Below are 21,252 nucleotides of genomic sequence, written 5' to 3' on the forward strand. Positions count from 1 at the left end.
CCTTAAAATTTTACTGACATGCCTCACAATCTGGATCCAGAATGCTACAAGCCTTTGGGGCTTGACTCGCTGCCATATTCTCCTCTCTGTTCGTTTCTACTGCATTTAAACTTCCTTTATCGACAGTAGCCTTTTCTGTCGAAGTAGCTCCTATTGCTCTCAAGTAATATGTTGTTTTTAGTCCTTTGTACCATGCCATTTTGTAGGTGTTATCTAGTTTTTTCCCATCTACATTACTAATATATAGATTCAAAGACTGCGCTTGGTCGATCCACTTTTGTCGACGACTTGCTGATTCAACTATAAATTTTGGTTCAACCTCGAAAGCAGTTTGAAACATATTTTTTATATTTTTAGGAACCCTATTAATGCTTGCTAATGATCCCTCTGAGTACTTTAAATCTGCTATCATCACGTCATCCCAAAGCTGTTCTTTTTTCAGCTCTTCAACAAGGTATGGATTAATAACAGTAAATTCTCCAGATAAATTGGATTTAACATATAAGTTTTGGTATGTAGGCTCAATACACGGCGATACTCCAGTAATATTGGCTATTGTCGCAGTTGGAGCTATAGCCATTACATTTGAGTTTCTCATGCCATGTTTTTTTACCTGATCCCTAACTTTCTTCCAATCAAGCTTGGCATCAGTATTTTGGTCAATAAAATCCGCACCTCTCTCTTCAGCAAGAATTTTTATCGAGTCTAATGGGAAAATTCCTTGATCCCACAAAGACCCTGCATAACTTTCATATGTTCCTCTCTCTTCAGCTAGCTCGGCTGACGCCTGAATAGCAAAATAGCTTATAAGTTCCATAGACTCATCAGCGAAATTAACAGCTTCTTCTGAATTGTATGGGATGTTTAGTTTGTACAGTGCATCTTGAAAGCCCATCATTCCCAACCCAATAGGACGATGTTTTTTATTTGAGTTTTCTGCTTGCGGTACTGGATAGTAATTAATATCTATCACGTTATCTAACATTCTTATTGCTGTTTTAACTGACGATTTCAATTGCTCGACGTTAATTTTCCCATCTTGTATGTGTTGGGGTAAGTTAATGCTGCCTAAGTTGCAAACTGCAATTTCATCTTTATTTGTGTTCAGTGTTATTTCTGTACAAAGATTTGAGGAGTGTACTGTGCCAACATGCCCTTGTGGTGATCTTATATTGCATGGGTCTTTGAATGTAATCCATGGATGTCCAGTCTCAAAAAGCATTGTTAAGATTTTTCTCCATAAATCTTCTGCTTTGATTTTTTTGAAAAGCTTAATCTCACCTGAAGCGGCAAGTTTTTCATACTCTTCATATTTCTTCTCAAACTCTTTACCATACAAATCATGTAGTTCAGGTGCATCAGAAGGTGAAAATAGTGTCCATTCCTCATTTTTCATCAGCCTCTTCATGAATAAATCAGGAATCCAGTTTGCTGTATTCATATCATGAGTTCTTCTTCTGTCGTCTCCAGTATTTTTCCTTAATTCAAGAAACTCCTCTACATCTAGGTGCCAACATTCCAAATAAGCACAAAAGGCGCCCTTTCTTTTACCACCTTGATTAACAGCAACAGCTGTATCATTTGATACCTTTAAGAAAGGAACAATGCCTTGGCTTTTCCCGTTAGTACCTTTGATTCTTGAACCGAGTGCTCTTACATTTGTCCAATCATTCCCTAAACCACCTGCCCATTTTGATAACATTGCGTTGTCGTGTATCGCACCATAAATCCCACTTAAATCATCAGGAACAGTTGTTAGATAACATGAAGATAATTGTGGCCTTCTTGTACCGGAGTTAAACAATGTAGGAGTAGAACTCATGTAATCAAAACTTGAGAGTAATTTATAAAATTCCTCAGCTTTGTCGTTCTTATCTTTTTCATCTACAGAAAGACCCATAGCCACTCTCATCAAGAAAACCTGAGGCATTTCATATCTTGTATCCTCGTGGGTAATAAAATATCTATCGTAGAGAGTTTGTAGGCCTAAAAATGTAAAGTTAAGATCATTTTCTGCTTTTATACTTTTCCCCAGCCTGTCTAAATCAAAGTCTTTTAACCTTTCGTCTAGGAACTCAAGCTCAATACCTTTTTCTATCGAGCCCACTAAGGCTTTTTGATACATTTTTGATCTGTCCTTTTTTATTGATGTGTCAATATCTAGAAAACGTAATACCTCATTTTCAATGTCATCTAATAGCAGTCTAGCTGTTACGAAAGAGTAGTTTGGTTCTTTTTCTACAAAGGTTCTAGCTGCAATTAAGATGCAGTTTGAAAGATCTTCTTCTGATATTCCTTCGTATGCTGTAGCTCTAATAGCTTCAATTAGCTCTTCTGGATTTACATCAACCAGCCCTTCGCAAGCTTTATGCACTTTGCTTTCGAACCCTTCGCTTACTTCATTATTTGAGCTTTCTTCAGATTTTTGTGATGTAGTCTCACGTTTTAGCTGTTCCTCGTTTCTTTGATTTTTTCTTTCCTCTCTGTAAAGAACGTATGACCGTGCAACTTGTTGATGCTCATTTCTCATTAACTGCAACTCGACCTGATCTTGAATATCCTCTATATGAAGTGATCCCCCAGAGGGCATTCTTCTTTCAAAAACAGAAACAACATCATCAGTAAGTTGTTCTACTTGGTCATGTATTCTTGTTGAAGCAGCGGCAGAACTTCCTTCAACAGCGAGAAAAGCTTTCATAATTGCAACTTTGATTTTTTCTCTATCAAAGGCAACAACTTTGCCGTTTCTTTTCATTACTCGCATCTTTCCAGGCTTGAGTGCGAAGTTAGGAGAAAGCTCTTCTTTTGTTCCTGTTTCTGTTATCTGTTGTTCCATACCAATATGTATTCTTCTATAGATATGATTCACATTCAAGTATTTCAACACAATATGTTGTGTTATTTTTACATTCGTACACAATATGATGTGGTTTTTCTGTTGATAACTTATGGATAAAATTTTAAACTTTAGCTGGGATGCCTTTGAAATAGTGACTTTAATGTGTATTCTTTAGTTTACAAAATTTCATGAAAATACAAGTTTTAAATAATATTTCGAAAGCTGGATTAGATATTCTTGAAGAAAATAAATTTGTTATTTGTGGGGAGAATGAAGAAGACTTTTCAGGAATTGTTTTAAGAAGTAAAAATATCTTTGAAGCCAAATATGAAAGAAGTTTATTTGCAATTTCAAGAGCTGGAGCCGGAACAAATAATATAAATGTTCAAAACTGTTCAGAAAAAGGAATAGTTGTTTTTAATACTCCTGGAGCAAACGCAAATGCGGTTAAAGAAATGGTTATATGTGCCCTAATACTCGGAAAAAGAGATTTAGTAACGGGCAATAAAACTCTCGACTCTATTGATATTGATGACTTGAATGATGATGAAGTTGCTGTGGAAATAGAGAGTATGAAAAAACAATTTGTTGGGCAAGAGGTAAAAGAGAAAAAATTATGTGTTTTGGGTTTGGGTGCAATTGGTTCTCTTGTTGCAAGTCAGGCAATGAGTCTAGGGATGCAAGTTCAGGGATATGATCCAGGGCTAACAGTCGATGTTGCTTTAGGCTTGCCTTCAACTTTAATTAGATGTAACTCAATAGAAGAGGCTTTGAAAGATGCAGATTACGTATCCTTACATATTCCACTAAATGGTGAAACGAAGGGAATAATAAATAAAAAAATCTTCAATTCTTTTAAAAAAGATTGTGTGCTTGTTAATTTTTCAAGGGGAGGCATAGTACTTGAGGAAGATCTGATTGATGCTCTCGATAAAGAGCAAATTTATAAATACATAACAGATTTTCCTACTAAAAAACTTTTGCAAAGGCTTAAAAGCAAAAAAGATATTATTATTTTTCCTCATCTTGGAGCAAGTACAAAAGAAAGTGAAGAGAATTGTGCCAGAATGGCATGTGTGCAAATATCTAATTTTTTAAAATTTGGGAAAATAGAAAATAGTGTTAACTTTCCAAACATTAATTCTGATACTGTCGCGAAGCATAGAATTTTCATAACTAATAAAAATCATCCAGGCATTATTAGTCAAGTTGCTGAAACTCTAGCAAATGAAAAGATTAATATTTTAGAATTTGTGAATAAAAGTAGAGGAGAATTTGCTTGTAATATTATCGACTCTGATGAAAAGTTCGGCGATCAAACAATTTCTAAACTTCTTAACATAAACGGCGTTACAAATGCCAGAGTATGTTATTAAAAAAACAGGGTTTTTTTTGTTACAAAGTGTTGATTTTCTCACAAGACTATAAACTACCCTATTTTACAAAGGAAAATTGATGCTTCAGTATAATTTTTTAATAAGAAATCTCTGAAAAGCCCATTATTACTGGTTTTTTTTATATTGATTAAAAATTATACAAATTCATCAAAGTCTTTACTTCACGAAGGGTTTATGAAATTTTAAGTTACTTTTCCCCAAAGTTATCCACAGTTTTTGTGGATAAAAAAATGTGTTATTTTTAAGTAAATGAGTGAAATTTTTTCTTGGCAAAATTTTATAAATCAAGAGACTAAAAAACCGTATTTCAAGGAAATTAAAACCTCTTTAATTAAATCAAACAGGGATGGCCATAATATATTTCCGCCACCAAAAGATTTTTTCAAAGCTTTTGAAAAGTGTGATTATGAGAAAACTAAAATTGTAATTATTGGGCAAGATCCATACCCAACATTTGGTGTAGCTAATGGCTTAGCATTTTCTGTAAATAAAAATATAAAAATACCTGCATCACTAAAAAATATATTTAAAGAAATTGAAGATGATTTGAAAATTGTAAATAAGCATGGAGATTTAACCTCATGGGCAGAGCAGGGAGTTCTTCTTCTTAATGTAAATTTGTCAGTAGTGGAGGGAAAGCCTGGCTCTCATTCAAAAATTGGATGGGAAAAATTCACCGATTTGGTAATTTCAAAAATACAAAAGAAAGGCTCAATTATTTTTTTACTTTGGGGAAATTATGCAAAGACAAAAAAAAGTCTTATTGGCAAAAACAATTATATTCTCGAAGCAGCACATCCTTCTCCATTGTCTGCACATAATGGCTTTTTTGGATGTAGGCACTTTTCAAAAGCAAATAAAATTTTATTGAATGAAGGAATTAAACCCATTGACTGGCAACTGGGAGAATAATTTTATCATTATGGTAAAAATTTAAATCTTCAACAAAAAATTGTACAAATTCCTCTTTTCCAAGTGTTTTTGTAAATATTTTTTCTCCGATTTTTCTTCCATTTGAATCATTTAAAATCTCCAATCCCTTTTGCTTAAAAACAACACACTTCCTTTTATTTTTTGCAAGATAATTAAGTCTCGATATTACTTCTTGACCTCTGTAGCATCCTTTTTCAAATGAGACAAAATCTTTGAAGGCGTATCCAAACTGGGTTGATCTATGCTTGCAACTAAGTTGGCCATCAATATCAATACAAAAGTTTAAGATTTGCTCTCTATCCCACTCTTGTTGTGATAACAAATCTTCTTTTTTACCTAAACATTTTTCAAAAACTTTGTTTGAAATTCTCCCAAAAGCATCGGCTTTATTAGTTTTAATTAAACATTTATAAAATTTGCTATATTTCGATAGTTCATTCTCCAAAATTTTGGCTACATCATCTTTAATTAAAATTTTTATATCTTCCTCTAAAAAAAGTGTTGCATTTGTTATCACATAACCTTTCTCATCACAAAACAGGCCGTTAATTTTTTCTTGTTCCAGGTTTATATCACACGAAACTTGGCCCTGAATAAACTCATAAGACCTTTCTCCTTTTACAGTCATAAGGCTATAATCTCTGAGTTGATAGTACTTTTCAGTTATGGAAGACATGTTGTTCAAAAAACTAAATTTTAAATCAAGAAGAGGCATGAAGGAAACTACTGAAATTATAAAGAAGTTTCTCTCGTCATATGAACATTTAAATATTGAACAAAAAAATGAACTCAGTGAATTAATAGAATTAGATGATCAAAAAATTTTTGACCTCTTTTTTGTAAAAAAAAATGAGTTTGAACTAAAATATCCAAATCTTAAAAAAATGATCAATGATTGAACTTTTTAGGTAAATTACAATCAAAGTTTTATATGAAAAAAAATAATGTTGATAATTTAGTCCAGCTTTCTAGAGAAGGGGATTCTGCCGCTTTTGAAATCCTGTTTTCAACTTTTAAAAGTAGGCTACATAATTCTCTTTTTAAAATTCTTAGAAACTTTCATGAAACCGAGGACATTGTTCAGCAGTCTTTTATTCGTGCATGGGAAAAGATCGAGACATTTAAAGGAAATTCAAATTTTTACACTTGGCTCTATAGAATAGGGTTTAATCTTGCTATTACGAAAATTAATTCCTCGAAAGAAGTTCAAATTGATGAGGGTTTTGAAAGTACACTAAATTCTAACGAGAATATAATCAAAGACTTTGAAACAAAAGAGTTATCTCAACAAGTTCAACAGCTTTTAAAGCAAATTCCAGAAGAGCAGAGGACTGCCTATGTCTTATGTGAAATTGATGATAAAAATTATGATGAAATAGCATTAATTACAAATGTTCCAGTAGGGACAGTTAGGTCAAGAATCTTCAGGGCAAGAAAGTTTTTAATGGAGAACATAAAAATATGAGTCAAGTAATAAATGATTACCAATTAATGAAAATTTCCTCATTTATTGATGGTGAGCTTGAAATTAATGAAATTAAGGATCTTCTTCGTGAGATGGATAAAAATCCAAATTTGAAAGATGCTTATTTTAAGTTGTTTGATTTAAGCTTGGCTTCAAAAGAACTTACAAATACCAGTATTAAAAAAAACATCAAAAATTTATCTATTTCATCAATTATTTCTTACCTGAATCAAAGAATTGTTCTGCCCTTGTCTGTTTTTTTCCTAGGTGTATTTTTAAGTTACACAGTTGTTGACAGAGCTATAAATCATGAGGGGTATGATGAAGCATCAGCACTCATTGTCAAAGCAACAAAATCCATAGAAGCAAAACGTACTTTGGAAAATTTGCAGAACAATGAAATTTTGAGGTTTGCATCAAGACACTACAGCCCTACACAGGGAGGTGCTGCAGAAATTACGATGCCTGTAAGCTATTCTCCAAATTGGGTGCCCAGTGGGTTTAAAAGTGATCCTTCATCAAAAAATAGATTCATCAACTCAGCAAAAAGAAAAGAATTTTCAATTTTTATAAACCTCCCTAGAAATTCATCTTTGCCAGACGGTGAATACAAAAGAGAAAACTTTGTTCTATTGAAGAAAACTTACATACACAACAATAGAGCTCATAGCATTGCAGTTTTTGGTGACATAGATATTGATTCTGGAAAGAAAATCCTTAACTCTATTCAGATAAATTAAAATGAAAAAGATATTTTTGCTTCTTGCATCACTTCTATCGATATGTGTTTTTTCAGATCGTCTTGATTTTTCTGAACTTGTTAAAAAACAATCAAACTCAGTAGTGAATATTCAAGCAAGTAGAAAAGTTTACTCAAACCGAAGCTCAATGGGCTCATTTCCTAACGATATTTTTAGAGAGTTTGGGTTCCCGCTTCCTGAATTTGAAGAACCCAGGAGGCAACCTAGAGAAGCTACTAGTTCGGGATCAGGGTTTCTAATAGACAATGATGGGTTTTTAATAACAAATTTTCATGTTGTTCAAGATGCAGATGAGGTTATTGTTAGATTTCTTGATAGAAGGGAATTTACAGCAGAGATTATTGGAACCGATGAATTAAGTGATATAGCACTATTAAAAATATCGATAAATAATAGTTCTCCAGTTTTAATTGGTAATTCGGATAATGTTGAGCAGGGAGATGGTGTAATTGCTATTGGCTCCCCTTATAACTACGATTTTTCAGCTACATTTGGAATAATTAGTTCTACTAATAGAGGCATCTCTTCAAGAGCAGGAATTGGAGACTATGTTCCTTATTTCCAAACTGATGCTGCTGTCAACAGAGGAAATTCAGGAGGCCCGTTATTCAATCTTGATGGCGAAGTAATAGGTATTAATTCGCAAATATATTCAAGGTCTGGAGGCAATGAAGGCCTTGCTTTTGCCATACCAATTAATGTTGCTTTAGAGGTTGTGGAACAACTTAAAGCAAAGGGAAAGGTTTCGAGAGGATATTTAGGGGTGCAAGGACAAGAGGTTTCAAGTGATCTTGCTGAAGCATTAGGAATGGATAAACCAATTGGCGCTCTTGTAAGTTTTGTTTTAGAGGGTGAAGCTGCTGAAAAGGCAGGAATAAGGCCTGGAGATGTAATTGTAGAAATAGATAGAAAAGAAATAGTCTATTTCAAAGATTTACAGCACACAATTGGAAGAACTCAACCAGGATCCTCAGTAAGAGCAAAAATTTTTAGAGATGGAAAGTATAGGAACATCAATGTAAGAGTTGGCGAGCTGCCAGTTGATGAAGTTGAGCAGATTGAAGAAGAATCACCTCAAAAACCTACATATCCACTTGGGATTCGTCTTGGAGAGTTAGATAAAGATCAAGCAGACATTGAAACGCCAGAAAATGGTGTCAGAGTCTTGCAAGTCTATTTTAATTCTCCTGCATATGGACAATTATTTAGGGGAGATGTAATTACTCAAATTAAATATAAAGGTAAAACTTTTAAAATATCAAAAATAAGCGATTTTAGTGCTGCACTTGAATCATTTTCTAAAGGTGACAAAATAGCGGTGTTTGGAGTAAGAAATAGCTCAAACATTATTGTTTCCTTGACAGTTGAGTAATATAAGAAATTTTTCAATCATCGCCCATATTGATCATGGGAAATCTACTCTTTCAGACAGAATAATTGAACTTTGTGGCGGCCTTTCAAAAAGAGAGATGAAATCACAAGTGTTGGATACGCTAGAACTTGAAAGAGAAAGAGGTATTACAATTAAGGCACAATCAGTTTCTTTGAAATATGAGTTTAGAGGTCAGATTTATGAACTAAATCTTATTGATACACCGGGACATGTTGATTTTTCATATGAAGTTTCTAGATCGCTTGCAGCATGCGAAGGAGCACTGCTTGTCGTTGACGGGTCGCAGGGGGTTGAGGCGCAAACTTTATCAACTTGTTATAAAGCAATCGATTTAGGTTTGAAGGTAATACCAGTAATAAATAAAATTGATTTGCCTCAATCTGATCCAGAACAGGTAAAAAAAGAAATTGAAGAGATAATAGGAATTGATGCATCTGAAGCATTATCTGTAAGTGCGAAAGATGGAACTGGTCTTGAAGAATTACTGCAACAGATAGTTGAAGAAATTCCTGAGCCAAATGTTTTAAATGAGGAAAATTTACAGGCCTTGATTATTGACTCATGGTATGACAACTACTTAGGTGTTGTATCTTTAATCCGTATATTTAGTGGAAAGGTAAATAAAGGAGACAAATTTATTGTTAAATCTACCGGGCAAACCTTTACTGCTGAAAGTCTTGGTAAATTTACACCAAAAGAGGAAGCAACCAATTATTTGTCAGAGGGAGAGGTTGGTTTTTTAATAGCAAATGTAAAAGATCTTAAATCAGTACCAGTAGGAGATACGTTAGTACTATCCAAATTTCCAGAGACTCATGCACTAGACGGTTTTGAAGAAGCTAAACCACAAGTATACGCTTCATTTTACCCAGTTGATTCAAATGAATATCAGTCCTTTAGAGAAGCTCTTCAAAAACTGAATCTTAATGACGCAGCTTTGACATTTGAGCCAGAAAGTTCAGATGTTCTAGGAAGTGGCTTTCGATGTGGTTTTCTAGGAAGTCTTCACATGGAAGTAATTAAGGAGCGATTAGAAAGAGAATACTTTTTAGAGCTTATAACAACAGCACCAAGTGTGTCGTATGAAATTCTAAAAACAAATGGTGAAGAAATAGAAGTTAATTCACCTTCTGAACTTCCAACTCCTAATGAAATTTCTGAAATTAGGGAGCCAATAATTAAAACAACAATCTTATGTCCTGATAAATATGTTGGCGATATCATAGAGCTAGCAATTTCTAAAAGAGGAGTTCAAAAAAATTTACAATATTTAGGTGGGCAGGTTTCAATAATTTTTGATCTTCCCTTGTCTGAAATAGTTATGGATTTTTTTGATTTGCTTAAATCCAAAAGCCAAGGTTATGCATCTGTAGATTTTTCATTTGATAGATATGAAAAATCAGAGCTAGTAAAAATTGATGTTGCTGTAAATGGTGTAAAGGTTGATTCTCTTTCTTCAATTCTTCATAAAAATGATTCGCAAAGAAAAGGCAGAGATATAGCGAAAAGATTAAGAGAAGTTATTCCAAGACAAATGTTTGAAATTCCAATACAGATAATGCAAGGTAGTAAGATTATAGCCAGAGAAAGTGTAAAAGCATTTAGAAAAAATGTAACTGCTAAGCTTTATGGTGGTGATGTCACCAGAAAAAAGAAATTGTTGGAAAAACAAAAAGCAGGAAAGAAAAAAATGAAGCATATTGGTAAAGTTGCACTTCCACAAGAAGCATTTCTAAGCTTTCTTTCATCAGACAAAAAATAAAAATGGGCAGTATTTTTAGTATATTTGAACCAATATCCAACATATTCTTTTTTATATTATTTAATGGAGTTGTATGCGGGATTTCAATTCATTGGGTTGTTTCAAAGCTCAATGGCACATTCAGCAAAAATCTTAATCGGATTTTTCAAAATTTAGCGCTAGTAGCATCTATTTTTGTAATTGCAATAATTTTCATAAAGCAATGGAATATTGGAGACTTATTGGCATTTTATGCGTTATTTTCAGCAGTATTATTTTCAGTATCTATTTATTTCGGCAATAAAGAAGTAATTAAAGAAACAAGAGGTTGGTTTATCAATATCTTTCTCATTTTTTTCATAAGGGGATATTTCTATGAGCCTTATCAAATTCCAAGTCAGTCAATGCGTCCCAATCTTAATGTTGGAGATTTTGTTCTTGTAAACCGTTTTGCTTATGGTTACGAAGTTCCCTTTACAAAAAGATCTAAGGTATTTCATAAAGATCCTGAAATAGGAGAAATTGTTGTTTTTTTTCCACCACATAAACCTAATACACCCTTTGTAAAAAGAGTAATAGCAAAAGGGGGCGATACTGTAAAATATGTAAATAAAAAAATTTATATCAACGGTCTTCTGTATCAACAAGAAAATATTTCAAAGGACTTTGATGGCGCAAACATTATTAATGAAAGTAACGGCTCTACCAATTACCTTATAAGAAAGTCAAATTCAAATTTTTCAAGAAACTCTGAATGGGTTGTTCCCGAAGGAAGTTTTTTTGTTGTTGGAGATAATCGAGATAATTCAAGTGACAGCAGAGCATGGGGATTTGTTTCTGGAAAAAGTATTTGGGGCAGAGCAGATTATATCTGGTTAACTTGGGAAAGTTGGTCAGACATACCTAAATTAAAGTTTGAAGAGTTAAATTAATTTTTGATATAAATTTTTTTTGGGTATTATTTCCAAATGAAAAGAAGTGGTTACATAGCTATTATTGGCAAAACTAACGTTGGGAAATCAACGATACTCAACTCATTATCAGGAAAAAAAGTAACGATCACTTCAAAAAAACCACAAACTACCAGGTCAAATATTTTTTCTATGATCACGATAAATGACACTCAAATGGTTTTTATTGATACTCCAGGCTTACATAAACAAAATAAAAAAAGATTGAATAAAGAATTAAGTAAAAGACCAAAGGAAGCCGTAGAAAATATAGATTTGGTGATTGCTGTTGTTGCAGGAACAAAATTTGATAAAACAGATAAAAAAGCTTTTGAAATAATAGAAAACGTAAATTCAAAAAAGATATTAGTAATTAACAAGATAGATTTGGTGAAGAATAAAAAAGATTTATTTCCTTTTACGGAAAAATTGAACGAAGAAATGCAATTTGACGCAATAGTCCCTGTTTCAGCAACAAAAAATAATGGAGTAGAAATTCTTCTTAAAGAAATAAAGAATTATTTACCTGAGGGAGATTTTTTGTTTCCAGATGAGGGTTTTAATTTTCAATCAAAAGCATTTGAAATTTCAGAAATAATTAGAGAAAAGGTTATTAGACTTCTTGGTGATGAGCTTCCCTACGAGTCAGCTGTAATAGTTGATGAGATAGATGATCAAAAAGATTTGGTGAAACTAATTGGTTCAATAATTGTGGCTAAGAATTCTCAAAAAACAATTGTCATTGGAAAAAAAGGTGAAAAAATTAAAAGTATCAGCACTGCTGCAAGAAAAGAACTAGAGAATTATTTCGGGAAGAAAGTCTATCTAGAACTTTGGTGCAAAGTCCAAAAAAATTGGACAGATAATTCAAAAATTTTGGATGGTTTAGGAATTAAAAATAGGATATGAGGTTTGAAACTGATGCATTTATTATTCATACACGTCCGTATAAAGAGACTAGTCTGATAGTTTCTTTTTTTACAAAAGAATATGGAAATGTCTCGGCAATAGCTAAAGGAGCAAAAGGAAAAAAATCAAAATTTTCTGGAAACCTTGAGCCATTTCGTTTGATGAATATTGGTTTTGGAGGAAAAAGTAATTTAAAGAGTTTATTCTTTTCCGATTCTCTTGAAACGTATGATGACTTTAAAGTAAAGAAAAATTTGTACTCTGCATTTTACATCAATGAATTAATTTATAGCCTTTTACCTCCAAATGAGAGGGAGTTAATAATATTTAATCAATATCACAGCTCTATTAAAAAACTTAAAAAAAATGATAATACAGAAGAAATTTTACGAGAGTTCGAATATTTATTTTTAAAAGAAATCGGATATCAAATTGATTTTGAAAATGAATATAGTTCTGGAGATGCAATAGAATCAAATTCTTTCTACGAATTTGCACCTCAGAGCGGTTTTAAACGTGCTGAAAAAGGTTTTTTAGGCAAAGATTTACAAGAAATAGCCAGAAAAGAATATAATCCTATTAATCTCAAAACATTCAAAGCAATAAACAGAAAGTCGTTTGAGTATTATTTTGAGGAACTTAATATTAAAAGCAGAGGTTTTTTTAAATGATTTTAGGTGTCGGTACTGATTTTATCGAAAAAAAAAGGGTAGAAAAGATCCTTAAAAAATATGGGGATAGATTTATTAATAAGATTCTTTCAGACAGCGAGAAAAAAAATTTCTCTTCCATTGATAAAACTAAAAAAGTTAATTTTTTAACTTCAGCATTTTCATCTAAAGAATCTTTTGTAAAAGCTTTGGGAACTGGATTTAGAGAAATTTATCCAAGGGATATTTCAATTATAAAAAACAAATCAGGAAAACCATCAATCCAGTGCGATTTAATTCGTGACTATAAAGCTCATCTTTCAGTTACAAATGATGAGAAATATACACTTTCTATGGTAGTTATAGAAAAATGAAGATTATCCTTTTGGGAATGCCGGGAGCAGGCAAGGGAACACAAGCTGAACTTATTAAAGTTAATTACAGCATTCCTAGCATATCTACAGGAGCAATTTTAAGAGACATAAGCAATACTAATTCAGATCTAGGAGCAAAAGTACAAAACTACTTACAGTCTGGAAGGCTAGTTCCAGATGAAATCATAATTGAAATATTGGTCAATAGAATTAGTGAAGACGATTGTTCCAATGGATTCCTTTTAGATGGATTCCCAAGAAATATTGACCAAGCCAAAGCTCTTGAAAAAGCCAATATTGATATTGATTTTGTGGTTTTCTTAAATATTGAAGAGCAAGAAATAATTAAACGCATGTCTGGTAGAAGAATGCACTTAAAATCCGGCAGGTCTTATCACATAGACTTTAATCCACCAAAAAATTTTAATAAAGATGACCTCACAGGAGAGGATTTAATTCAAAGAGAAGATGATAAGCCAGAAGTCATAAAAAAAAGGTTAGAAGTTTACTATAAGGAAACATTTCCACTGTTAGATTTTTATAGAAAAGAATCAAACAATTTTTTTGAAATAGATGGCTCGCTTCCGGTAGAGGAGGTTGCAAAAGCTATAGATCATATATTTTCCTCGTGAACATTCTTTCAGTAGATTTAACTAAAAATGAACACTTTATTGCATTAAATTATGAAAATAATGAGTATTGCTTTGAATTTCAAACAAACGATTGGTCAGAAAAAATTGATACTCTTCATAAAATAGAAAATTTTGATTTTAAAAAATTAGACTGCTCTGCTTATGCTGCTGGCCCTGGTTCATTCACTGGAGCGAGATTGGCATTTACTTTTCTCAACACACTAAAGTTTGTTTACGATGTAGAAATGTTTGCATTTTCAAATTTGGCGGCTATGAATTGGTTAAACGACGACAAAATCCCTTTAATCATCGGCAATAATAATGATTTTTACTACAGAGAAAACAAAACAGATTTTTATACTCAAGATTTAAAAAAAGTAGAATCTATTAAAAATAAATTAGTAATGATAGAGGGATCTAATGCTAATATTTCCCCAAAACATTTAATTCAAAGGAATCAAGTTGCAATAAATATCATAAACATGATCGCCAGTAAGTCTAATTCCAACTTGGATAGTAATGAACCAAATTATGTAAAGAGTCTAACTTACAGAAAAATAAATGAGTGAATTAAATTTCTTGCAAGCCATTATATTGTCTGTTATTCAAGCCATCACAGAATTTATTCCTGTTTCAAGTTCAGCACATTTATTGCTACCAAGTAAATTATTAGGCTGGCCAGATCAAGGTCAATTTTTTGATATAAGTGTTCATTTTGGGAGTCTAGTAGCAGTAATTTTACACTTCAGAGACTCATTACTCTCAAGAAACTTCTATACTTCGAATTTTTTTTTATTACTGATTGTAGCAACCATACCAATTATCGCATTAACTCTAATTTTCAAAGGAATTACAGACCTAAGGTGGTCTCTTACAAGCATTGCAATATCAAATATTTTGTTTGCATTTCTGTTATTAATTAGCACAAAAATAAATGTTAAAAATACCAACAAAAAAGATATCAACCAATTAACTATAAACGGAGCTTTAACAATTGGTCTCTGGCAAACTCTTAGTATAATTTCAGGCGCTTCTAGGTCTGGAACAGTTATTACTGGATCATTATTTTTAGGCTATAGGCCTGAAGATGCGGCAAAATTTTCTATTTATTTATCTATTCCAACACTTCTTGGAGCAATGTTTTTTGGAATTATTAAAAATGATATTTTAAAAGAAGATGTTGACATTTTAATGACATTTAGCAGCATTTTAATATCATTTATAGTATCTTTCTTTACAATAAAATGGTTTTTATCGTTTGTAAAAAAAGTAGGATTTCTTCCATTTATCATTTACAGGCTATTTTTGGGAGTTTCGATTCTGTGGTTGATATAAAGGAGATTGTTTGTAGAGAAAAATCTTTTATTAGCGAAGCAGAATACTATTCAAATAAGTATCAAATTCCTGTTAATTCGATTTCATCGGAAAATTGCTATATTGACTTAAGTTTAGAAAATTTTTTAGTTTTTAAGCAAAAGAGAATTTCAAACCTATTTCATAAAGATCCTTTTCTCAGAAGGGTTAAGAATTATCAAAGGGAAAATATGCTCAAAAAAGCGATTTCTTATCAGGCTGGCAAACCAAAAAGTATTCTAGATGCTACAGCAGGTCTTGGGCGAGATGGTTTTATTTGTGCTTTACTTGGCCAAGAAGTCACTATGGTTGAGGAAAATAAAGGAATGTGTATTCTCATTGAAAGTGCTTTGAAAAGATTGCCTAATAGATCATATTTTAATGATGCGAAAAATAGGATAAATGTCATTAATGCTGATTCATCAAAGATAAAACTGAACACTGAAGATTATGACACTATTTACTTAGACCCTATGTTTTCAACTCATAGCAAAAGCATGAGCAATAAGGAATTAACTTTTTTGAAAACATATATTGATCAAGAGCAAGATTTGGTGAATGCCTTTTTAAAAAAAAGATATAAAAGACTAGTCGTAAAAAGAGAAAAGAGCTTTAAATCTGAATCAACTAAAAAAGAAAATATAATTTATAAGGGGAAAAGTATAAATTTTCATGTATTTATTTAATGCAGGGTAGTAATGATGTTCTTTCATATGTATGCTTAAAATATGAATTTCGGTGAAGCATTAGATTCAAGTTTGGTTAAAAAGTACAAAACTTTTGGTGGAAGAGCATGTAGGGCAGAGTGGTACTATTTTCAAATATTTTCCATGCTTCTTGCTGTTATCGTAGCCTCTGTTACTGGAATTATCGCTGGAACAAGTATTGATCCTAATGCTATACGTGATCTTTCACAGGAAGAACTGACAGATTATCTAGTGGATTCAGGATCTTTTAATGTAGTTATATACAGTACAGTAGCAATTTCAGCACTACTTTTTTTACCCTCAATTTCAGTAACTGTTAGACGTCTACAAGATTTAAACATTACTTATTTTTGGGCACTGCCTTATTTCATAACTTACATACTGGGTTTTTATGTAATTCTCAATCAAGGTGAAGAGAATGCTGAAAGGTTAAACTCAATTTCCTCATTGGTATTCATAGTTTATTTATTAGTTTTTGCAAAAAAAGGTGATTACAAAAAGAATAGATTCGGTGAGAATCCGCTTGAAAAAGAATCTTAATAATCTTTATTTTCGCGATTAAAACCTTTAAAATTTCCAATTCATGGCAGTACAAAAAAGTAAAAAAACACGCAGTAGAATTGGAATGAGGCGGTCACATGATTCTCTCAAAGAAACATCTTTATCAACAGATCCTGTGTCTGGTGAAAGACACATAAGACATAACTTAAGTGCAGATGGCTTTTATAAAGGAAGATTGGTAAAAGATCTTAAAAAGAAAGTTAAAGAAACAGAAGAAGAAACTTCACAATAAAATCATGAGCTTTTCATTAATGTTCCCTGGTCAGGGTTCTCAATATAATGGGATGTTTAAAGAGCATTTTTCTGAATTTATTGAATTTAAAGAAGCTATAGATATTGGAGAAAATTTTTATAAAGAAAACCTTTCGGAAATAATTTTTAATAATGATGAGAGAATATCTGATACCTTTTATACCCAACCTATATTGCTAATAACGAGCTATGCTTGTTTTAAAGTGTGGAAAAATAAAGGCTGCCCTGATCCCAAAGTTGCACTAGGACATAGTTTAGGAGAAGTTTCAGCATATCTATGTTCTGGAGTTTTAAGTTTTGACGATGCACTAAAATTAATTCGATATAGAGCATCATTCATGATTGAGAGTAAAGGCAATACAAAGACTAAAATGTCTGCTGTTTTAGGTTTAGTTCCAGATGAAATTGATAAAATTTTGTTAGATAAGAAAAAACATTTCTTAGAGGCAGTAAATTTTAATTCGCCTTCACAAACTGTAATCGTGGGAAATGCTGATGAAATCGAATCCATTAAAGCTGCATTAATTGAAAATGGAGCAAAAAAAATTATAGATCTTTCAGTTTCTGTGCCATCACACTCATCTATGATGAATATGGCAAGCACAAAATTAAAATTAGCAATGGATGATATTAATTTTAAGAGTCAAAATTTTTCTGTAATAAATAATTTTGATGCAAAAGTATCTCTCACTGAGAGTGAAGTAAAAGATAAACTTGCAAAACAGATATCTAATCCGGTTCAATGGGTAGACTCTATGAAAAGATTGAAAAAATATAGCATCAAAACACATATTGAATTTGGACCAGGAAAAGTATTGTCAAGCTTAGCAAAACAGAACAGAGTTGAAGGAGAATTTAATTCTGTAGATAATCTAGAAGTGTTTTTGAAATTATTAGAAGAGTATGGAAGTTAAGAAAGTTTTAGTCTCTGGAGGAACAAAAGGAATAGGAGGAGCAATAGTCACCAAATTGCTTGATGAAGGATACTCTGTTATTGCTACGACAAGAGATAAAACAAAAGCAAATATTCTTGAACATAAAAACTTAACAGTAGAAAACTTAGACTTATCATCTAAAGACTCTGTTTCAGAATTCCAAGAAAAGGTAGAAAGTTTCAAACCCTCTATCCTTATAAATAATGCGGGAGTTACTAAGGATAATTTATTTCTTCGAATGTCAGAAAATGATTGGACTGAAGTTATAGAAACAAATTTAAATGGTACTTACAGGCTGACGAAAATATTTCTCAAAGACATGATTAAAAATAAATGGGGAAGAATAATAAATATTGGTTCTGTTTCAGGTTTAATGGGAAATCCAGGTCAAACAAATTACGCATCTTCAAAAGCGGCACTTGAGGGCTTTACTAGATCTCTTGCGAAAGAAATTGGATCTAGGAATATTACTGTTAACTTAGTTTCTCCAGGATTTATAAATACTGATATGACAAGCGGTTTAACTATCGAAAAGCTTGAAAGCCAAATTCCTTTAGGAAGAATGGGGAATCCTTCAGATGTTGCATCACTAGTGGCTTTTCTCGCGAGTGAGGGTGCGGGTTATATTACTGGACAAACATTAGTAGTTGATGGTGGTTTATTTATGCAGTAATGTATGCATTACTTGAATTGTTAAGGAGTATATATGAGTGATGTTCTTAATAAAGTTGTCGACATTGTTTGTGAACAACTAGGTGCAGATAAGGGTGATGTAAAATCTGATTCATCTTTTGTTGAAGATCTAGGTGCTGATTCTTTAGATACTGTTGAATTAGTAATGGCATTTGAAGAGGAGTTTGGCCTTGATATTCCTGATGAAGAAGCAGAAAAAATTACCACAATCCAGAGTGCAGTCGATTGGATCGAAAGTAATAGTTAGAAGACTTCTTTTTTTCCTAACGCTTAGTGCAGTCGATTGGATCGAAAGTAATAGTTAGAAGACTTCTTTTTTTCCTAACGCTTATTTTTCTTTTGGGGTTACCAGCCTCAATCAGACTTATAGAAATACAAAAAATACCAACTGGTGATAATTTAATTGTTGAAAAAGGGCAAGGAATTAATTCGATCATTGATAGTCTAAAAAATCAAAATAACAACAACTTTTTAACAATCTTAAAATTAAAATATTTATTTGAGTCTACAAATATTATTCCAGGTAGGTACGAAATTAAGCCAAGCATGACTTATGTTGAGTTAATGGAAGATATTTTTGAAGGTAATTTGCAGCAATTTAGGTTTACTATCATTGAAGGAACAGTTGCTAAAGATGCTTTAAGAAAACTTAGACAAATAATTAAAAACAACAATTTAAATTTTCAAATCTCGTCAAAAACTTTAGAAATCTTTTCAAAAGAATCCTTGATCTTGCCAGATACATATTTTTTTACTGATCGACAGCAACTTGAGAGGCTGATGATAAATCAAAAAATAAGATTAGATAATATTCTTACAAGGTTATGGGAAAATAAACCTAAAGACAATCCATTGAAGAGTATAAATGAAGCCTTAGTTCTTGCTTCAATAGTCGAGAGAGAGGCTGCTGTTGAATGGGAGAGAGCACAAATATCATCTGTTTTTTTATCAAGGATCAGAGATGGATGGAGACTAGATGCTGACCCAACGTTAATTTATGGTTATTACGGTGATTTTTCAAAAAAAATTACAAAGGAAAATCTTAAGGCTGTCAAAGGGGATAATAACCCTTTCAACACATATAAAATTAAAGGATTACCTCCCAGACCTATTTGTTACCCCTCATTGAGCTCAATAGAGTCTGTGATAATGTCATCCCCGGGTGAATATTTTTTCTTTGTCGCAAAGGGCGATGGAACTCATATATTCTCAAAAACTTTGGATGAGCATAATAAAGCTGTAAATAACAGGTAATTCGGTAAATAATATAAAAGATGTTTATTACATTTGAAGGTATAGAGGGCTCTGGAAAATCTACCCAAATAAAAATGCTAAAAGATGCTCTTCTTGTTGAGGGTCATGAAGTAATTGTTTTAAGAGAGCCTGGAGGAACAATTCTTGGTGAAAAGGTACGTGAAGCTTTCTTAGAAAAGACAATTGAAAAAATTTCTGTTGAAACTGAAACCTTCCTTCTTTATGCCTCAAGAAAACATTTAGATCAAAATCTTCTTAAACCTAGCCTAGCAGCAAAAAAGTTCGTCATTTGTGATAGATATTATGATGCAACTGAGGCTTATCAATGTTATGGAAAAGGCCTCCCCCATGATTTTTTTAAATCACTCAATAAAGTTTGTAATTTATCAATACCTGAAATTACCTTCTATATTGATATTACGTCTGAAATCTCGAAGGAGAGAATATCAAATAGAGAGAGGGATAGAATGGAAGCAGAAGAGATAGATTTTTTTAATAAAGTAAGGGAAGGGTATCTTAAAATCGCTGAAGAAAATAGAGAAAGAATATATAAGATTAATGGAATAGATACTATCGAAAATATTCACAAAAGAATACTAGAACATGTGGGAGAAAAAATTGGTTCTTCCTTGGGATAAAGATTTTTTGTCTTCGAAAACAGAATTAAGTTCAAAAACAATTCTTTATGCATCTGAGGGACAAAATGTAAATAATGTGTCTCGTTCTATTGTAAAAAAAATTCTTGGTAATATTGATTCAAAAGACTATTTGAACTTGCCTCTTGAGGAGATAGCATCACAAAATTTTATTTTTTTATATCCTAAAGATAAGTCTGTAATTGATATAGATCAGATTAGAGATTCTTTTAAATACCTTTTTTTGAAATCTAATTCGAAAAGGCTTCTGTACTTAGAAAATATAGAAAGAATTGAAACTAGAACTTTCAATACTTTACTTAAATTTTCAGAAGAGGCTGACAAAAATATGATGATTTGTATGTCTACGAATAACATCAATATAGTTCCAAAAACAATTCTAAGTAGGTTTCAAAAATTAAAAATACCAAAACCAAGCAATGAAATTGTTAAACAGCATTTAATTAATCTTGGCTTAAATTTTGATGAGCAGAAAAATGATTTTGTACTACAAAATCTTACCCTTCTTACTGAAGATGAGGATAAAAATATCAATGAATTATTTTTAAAATTTGATGAATATGAGGCAAAAAAGGAAATCACCACTAAAGATAAAGAAGAAATAAGATTATTTTTAGACTATCAAATACATAAAATTAAATTCAATATGCTAAAACTTAAGTCAAATAACAAACGAAAGCTTGATGAATTAAGGGATTTAAGGAAGCAAATCTTAATGCCACATAACCTTAGTTTAGATATTTTAAAGTCAAAACTTTGTCTTTACATTTAGAAGGGGAGAGAAAACTAAAAACAAA

General features: G+C 32.0%; 25 protein-coding genes. 23 read left to right on the forward strand and 2 right to left on the reverse strand.

What is annotated here, in order from left to right; genetic code table 11:
* Positions 1-10: 10 nt before the first annotated feature.
* Entirely contained in the window at positions 11-2,836 is a 2,826-nt protein-coding gene (locus tag M9B42_02085) for a ribonucleoside-diphosphate reductase subunit alpha (GenBank protein URQ64632.1), read from the reverse strand.
* A 191-nt stretch (positions 2,837-3,027) separates the two neighbouring features.
* On the opposite strand from M9B42_02085, the gene M9B42_02090 reads away from it, so the two are divergent.
* Together M9B42_02090 and ung are read left to right on the forward strand one after the other, a co-directional pair.
* On the forward strand, positions 3,028-4,215 hold the full coding sequence (locus M9B42_02090; protein ID URQ64633.1) for a 3-phosphoglycerate dehydrogenase family protein: 1,188 nt from the start codon (positions 3,028-3,030) through the stop codon (positions 4,213-4,215).
* Positions 4,216-4,485: 270 nt separating this feature from the next.
* The gene (ung, locus tag M9B42_02095) at positions 4,486-5,148 is read left to right on the forward strand and encodes a uracil-DNA glycosylase (protein URQ64634.1); all 663 of its coding nucleotides are present in this window, start codon (positions 4,486-4,488) and stop codon (positions 5,146-5,148) included.
* Here the strand turns inward: ung and M9B42_02100 are convergent.
* Positions 5,117-5,797: a hypothetical protein gene (locus M9B42_02100; protein URQ64635.1), complete on the reverse strand. Its 681-nt coding sequence runs from the start codon at positions 5,795-5,797 to the stop codon at positions 5,117-5,119. The genes ung and M9B42_02100 overlap by 32 nt on opposite strands.
* Before the next feature lie 37 nt (positions 5,798-5,834).
* Here M9B42_02100 and M9B42_02105 point away from each other — a divergent pair, with 37 nt between their 5' ends.
* The 21 genes from M9B42_02105 (at position 5,835) to M9B42_02205 (ending at position 21,227) form a co-directional block, all read left to right on the forward strand.
* Complete coding sequence (locus M9B42_02105) at positions 5,835-6,068, forward strand: succinate dehydrogenase assembly factor 2 (protein ID URQ64636.1); 234 nt, start codon at positions 5,835-5,837, stop codon at positions 6,066-6,068.
* Between the two features lie 32 nt (positions 6,069-6,100).
* Positions 6,101-6,634 carry a sigma-70 family RNA polymerase sigma factor gene (locus M9B42_02110; protein ID URQ64637.1) on the forward strand — a complete coding sequence of 178 codons (534 nt, stop codon included), beginning with the start codon at positions 6,101-6,103 and terminating at the stop codon, positions 6,632-6,634.
* Entirely contained in the window at positions 6,631-7,374 is a 744-nt protein-coding gene (locus M9B42_02115) for a hypothetical protein (protein URQ64638.1), read from the forward strand. The genes M9B42_02110 and M9B42_02115 overlap by 4 nt, the downstream gene beginning before the upstream one ends.
* 1 nt (position 7,375) lies before the next feature.
* On the forward strand, positions 7,376-8,767 hold the full coding sequence (locus tag M9B42_02120; GenBank protein URQ64639.1) for a Do family serine endopeptidase: 1,392 nt from the start codon (positions 7,376-7,378) through the stop codon (positions 8,765-8,767).
* On the forward strand, positions 8,760-10,550 hold the full coding sequence (gene lepA / locus M9B42_02125; protein URQ64640.1) for a translation elongation factor 4: 1,791 nt from the start codon (positions 8,760-8,762) through the stop codon (positions 10,548-10,550). The genes M9B42_02120 and lepA overlap by 8 nt, the downstream gene beginning before the upstream one ends.
* 2 nt (positions 10,551-10,552) lie before the next feature.
* Positions 10,553-11,461, forward strand: coding sequence for a signal peptidase I (gene lepB, locus M9B42_02130; protein ID URQ64641.1), 909 nt, complete (start codon positions 10,553-10,555; stop codon positions 11,459-11,461).
* A gap of 36 nt (positions 11,462-11,497) precedes the next feature.
* Entirely contained in the window at positions 11,498-12,388 is an 891-nt protein-coding gene (gene era, locus M9B42_02135) for a GTPase Era (protein ID URQ64642.1), read from the forward strand.
* Entirely contained in the window at positions 12,385-13,059 is a 675-nt protein-coding gene (gene recO / locus M9B42_02140; protein URQ64643.1) for a DNA repair protein RecO, read from the forward strand. The genes era and recO overlap by 4 nt, the downstream gene beginning before the upstream one ends.
* Positions 13,056-13,412 carry a holo-ACP synthase gene (gene acpS, locus M9B42_02145; GenBank protein URQ64644.1) on the forward strand — a complete coding sequence of 119 codons (357 nt, stop codon included), beginning with the start codon at positions 13,056-13,058 and terminating at the stop codon, positions 13,410-13,412. The genes recO and acpS overlap by 4 nt, the downstream gene beginning before the upstream one ends.
* A complete protein-coding gene (gene adk, locus M9B42_02150) occupies positions 13,409-14,044 on the forward strand; it encodes an adenylate kinase (protein URQ64645.1) in 636 nt (211 codons plus the stop codon). Before acpS ends, adk begins: the two co-directional genes overlap by 4 nt.
* Complete coding sequence (locus tag M9B42_02155) at positions 14,041-14,613, forward strand: hypothetical protein (GenBank protein URQ64646.1); 573 nt, start codon at positions 14,041-14,043, stop codon at positions 14,611-14,613. Before adk ends, M9B42_02155 begins: the two co-directional genes overlap by 4 nt.
* Positions 14,606-15,379 (forward strand): undecaprenyl-diphosphate phosphatase, encoded by a 774-nt coding sequence (locus M9B42_02160; GenBank protein URQ64647.1) that lies wholly within the window; start codon positions 14,606-14,608, stop codon positions 15,377-15,379. Before M9B42_02155 ends, M9B42_02160 begins: the two co-directional genes overlap by 8 nt.
* Complete coding sequence (locus M9B42_02165) at positions 15,367-16,083, forward strand: class I SAM-dependent methyltransferase (protein URQ64648.1); 717 nt, start codon at positions 15,367-15,369, stop codon at positions 16,081-16,083. Before M9B42_02160 ends, M9B42_02165 begins: the two co-directional genes overlap by 13 nt.
* 42 nt (positions 16,084-16,125) lie before the next feature.
* On the forward strand, positions 16,126-16,644 hold the full coding sequence (locus M9B42_02170; GenBank protein ID URQ64649.1) for a DUF805 domain-containing protein: 519 nt from the start codon (positions 16,126-16,128) through the stop codon (positions 16,642-16,644).
* Between the two features lie 43 nt (positions 16,645-16,687).
* Complete coding sequence (gene rpmF / locus M9B42_02175) at positions 16,688-16,897, forward strand: 50S ribosomal protein L32 (protein ID URQ64650.1); 210 nt, start codon at positions 16,688-16,690, stop codon at positions 16,895-16,897.
* 4 nt (positions 16,898-16,901) lie between these two features.
* Positions 16,902-17,831 (forward strand): ACP S-malonyltransferase, encoded by a 930-nt coding sequence (fabD, locus tag M9B42_02180; GenBank protein ID URQ64651.1) that lies wholly within the window; start codon positions 16,902-16,904, stop codon positions 17,829-17,831.
* Complete coding sequence (gene fabG / locus M9B42_02185) at positions 17,821-18,525, forward strand: 3-oxoacyl-ACP reductase FabG (GenBank protein ID URQ64652.1); 705 nt, start codon at positions 17,821-17,823, stop codon at positions 18,523-18,525. Before fabD ends, fabG begins: the two co-directional genes overlap by 11 nt.
* 33 nt (positions 18,526-18,558) lie before the next feature.
* Entirely contained in the window at positions 18,559-18,792 is a 234-nt protein-coding gene (gene acpP / locus M9B42_02190; protein ID URQ64653.1) for an acyl carrier protein, read from the forward strand.
* A gap of 92 nt (positions 18,793-18,884) precedes the next feature.
* A complete protein-coding gene (gene mltG / locus M9B42_02195) occupies positions 18,885-19,799 on the forward strand; it encodes an endolytic transglycosylase MltG (GenBank protein URQ64654.1) in 915 nt (304 codons plus the stop codon).
* 20 nt (positions 19,800-19,819) lie between these two features.
* Positions 19,820-20,437, forward strand: coding sequence for a dTMP kinase (tmk, locus tag M9B42_02200; protein ID URQ64655.1), 618 nt, complete (start codon positions 19,820-19,822; stop codon positions 20,435-20,437).
* 7 nt (positions 20,438-20,444) lie between these two features.
* Entirely contained in the window at positions 20,445-21,227 is a 783-nt protein-coding gene (locus tag M9B42_02205; GenBank protein ID URQ64656.1) for a hypothetical protein, read from the forward strand.
* The last annotated feature ends 25 nt before the right edge of the window (positions 21,228-21,252 follow it).

It is taken from the genome of SAR86 cluster bacterium, assembly GCA_023703535.1.
Classification (GTDB): Bacteria; Pseudomonadota; Gammaproteobacteria; order Magnimaribacterales; family TMED112; genus TMED112.

Excerpts from the sequence above, each read along its gene's own strand:
- M9B42_02085 (URQ64632.1), bottom strand. The coding sequence starts at position 2,836 with ATGGAACAACAGATAACAGAAACAGGAACAAAAGAAGAGCTTTCTCCT.
- M9B42_02090 (URQ64633.1), top strand. The coding sequence starts at position 3,028 with ATGAAAATACAAGTTTTAAATAATATTTCGAAAGCTGGATTAGATATT.
- ung (URQ64634.1), top strand. The coding sequence starts at position 4,486 with ATGAGTGAAATTTTTTCTTGGCAAAATTTTATAAATCAAGAGACTAAA.
- M9B42_02100 (URQ64635.1), bottom strand. The coding sequence starts at position 5,797 with ATGACTGTAAAAGGAGAAAGGTCTTATGAGTTTATTCAGGGCCAAGTT.
- M9B42_02105 (URQ64636.1), top strand. The coding sequence starts at position 5,835 with ATGGAAGACATGTTGTTCAAAAAACTAAATTTTAAATCAAGAAGAGGC.
- M9B42_02110 (URQ64637.1), top strand. The coding sequence starts at position 6,101 with ATGAAAAAAAATAATGTTGATAATTTAGTCCAGCTTTCTAGAGAAGGG.
- M9B42_02115 (URQ64638.1), top strand. The coding sequence starts at position 6,631 with ATGAGTCAAGTAATAAATGATTACCAATTAATGAAAATTTCCTCATTT.
- M9B42_02120 (URQ64639.1), top strand. The coding sequence starts at position 7,376 with ATGAAAAAGATATTTTTGCTTCTTGCATCACTTCTATCGATATGTGTT.
- lepB (URQ64641.1), top strand. The coding sequence starts at position 10,553 with ATGGGCAGTATTTTTAGTATATTTGAACCAATATCCAACATATTCTTT.
- era (URQ64642.1), top strand. The coding sequence starts at position 11,498 with ATGAAAAGAAGTGGTTACATAGCTATTATTGGCAAAACTAACGTTGGG.
- recO (URQ64643.1), top strand. The coding sequence starts at position 12,385 with ATGAGGTTTGAAACTGATGCATTTATTATTCATACACGTCCGTATAAA.
- acpS (URQ64644.1), top strand. The coding sequence starts at position 13,056 with ATGATTTTAGGTGTCGGTACTGATTTTATCGAAAAAAAAAGGGTAGAA.
- adk (URQ64645.1), top strand. The coding sequence starts at position 13,409 with ATGAAGATTATCCTTTTGGGAATGCCGGGAGCAGGCAAGGGAACACAA.
- M9B42_02160 (URQ64647.1), top strand. The coding sequence starts at position 14,606 with ATGAGTGAATTAAATTTCTTGCAAGCCATTATATTGTCTGTTATTCAA.
- M9B42_02170 (URQ64649.1), top strand. The coding sequence starts at position 16,126 with ATGAATTTCGGTGAAGCATTAGATTCAAGTTTGGTTAAAAAGTACAAA.
- rpmF (URQ64650.1), top strand. The coding sequence starts at position 16,688 with ATGGCAGTACAAAAAAGTAAAAAAACACGCAGTAGAATTGGAATGAGG.
- fabD (URQ64651.1), top strand. The coding sequence starts at position 16,902 with ATGAGCTTTTCATTAATGTTCCCTGGTCAGGGTTCTCAATATAATGGG.
- fabG (URQ64652.1), top strand. The coding sequence starts at position 17,821 with ATGGAAGTTAAGAAAGTTTTAGTCTCTGGAGGAACAAAAGGAATAGGA.
- acpP (URQ64653.1), top strand. The coding sequence starts at position 18,559 with ATGAGTGATGTTCTTAATAAAGTTGTCGACATTGTTTGTGAACAACTA.
- tmk (URQ64655.1), top strand. The coding sequence starts at position 19,820 with ATGTTTATTACATTTGAAGGTATAGAGGGCTCTGGAAAATCTACCCAA.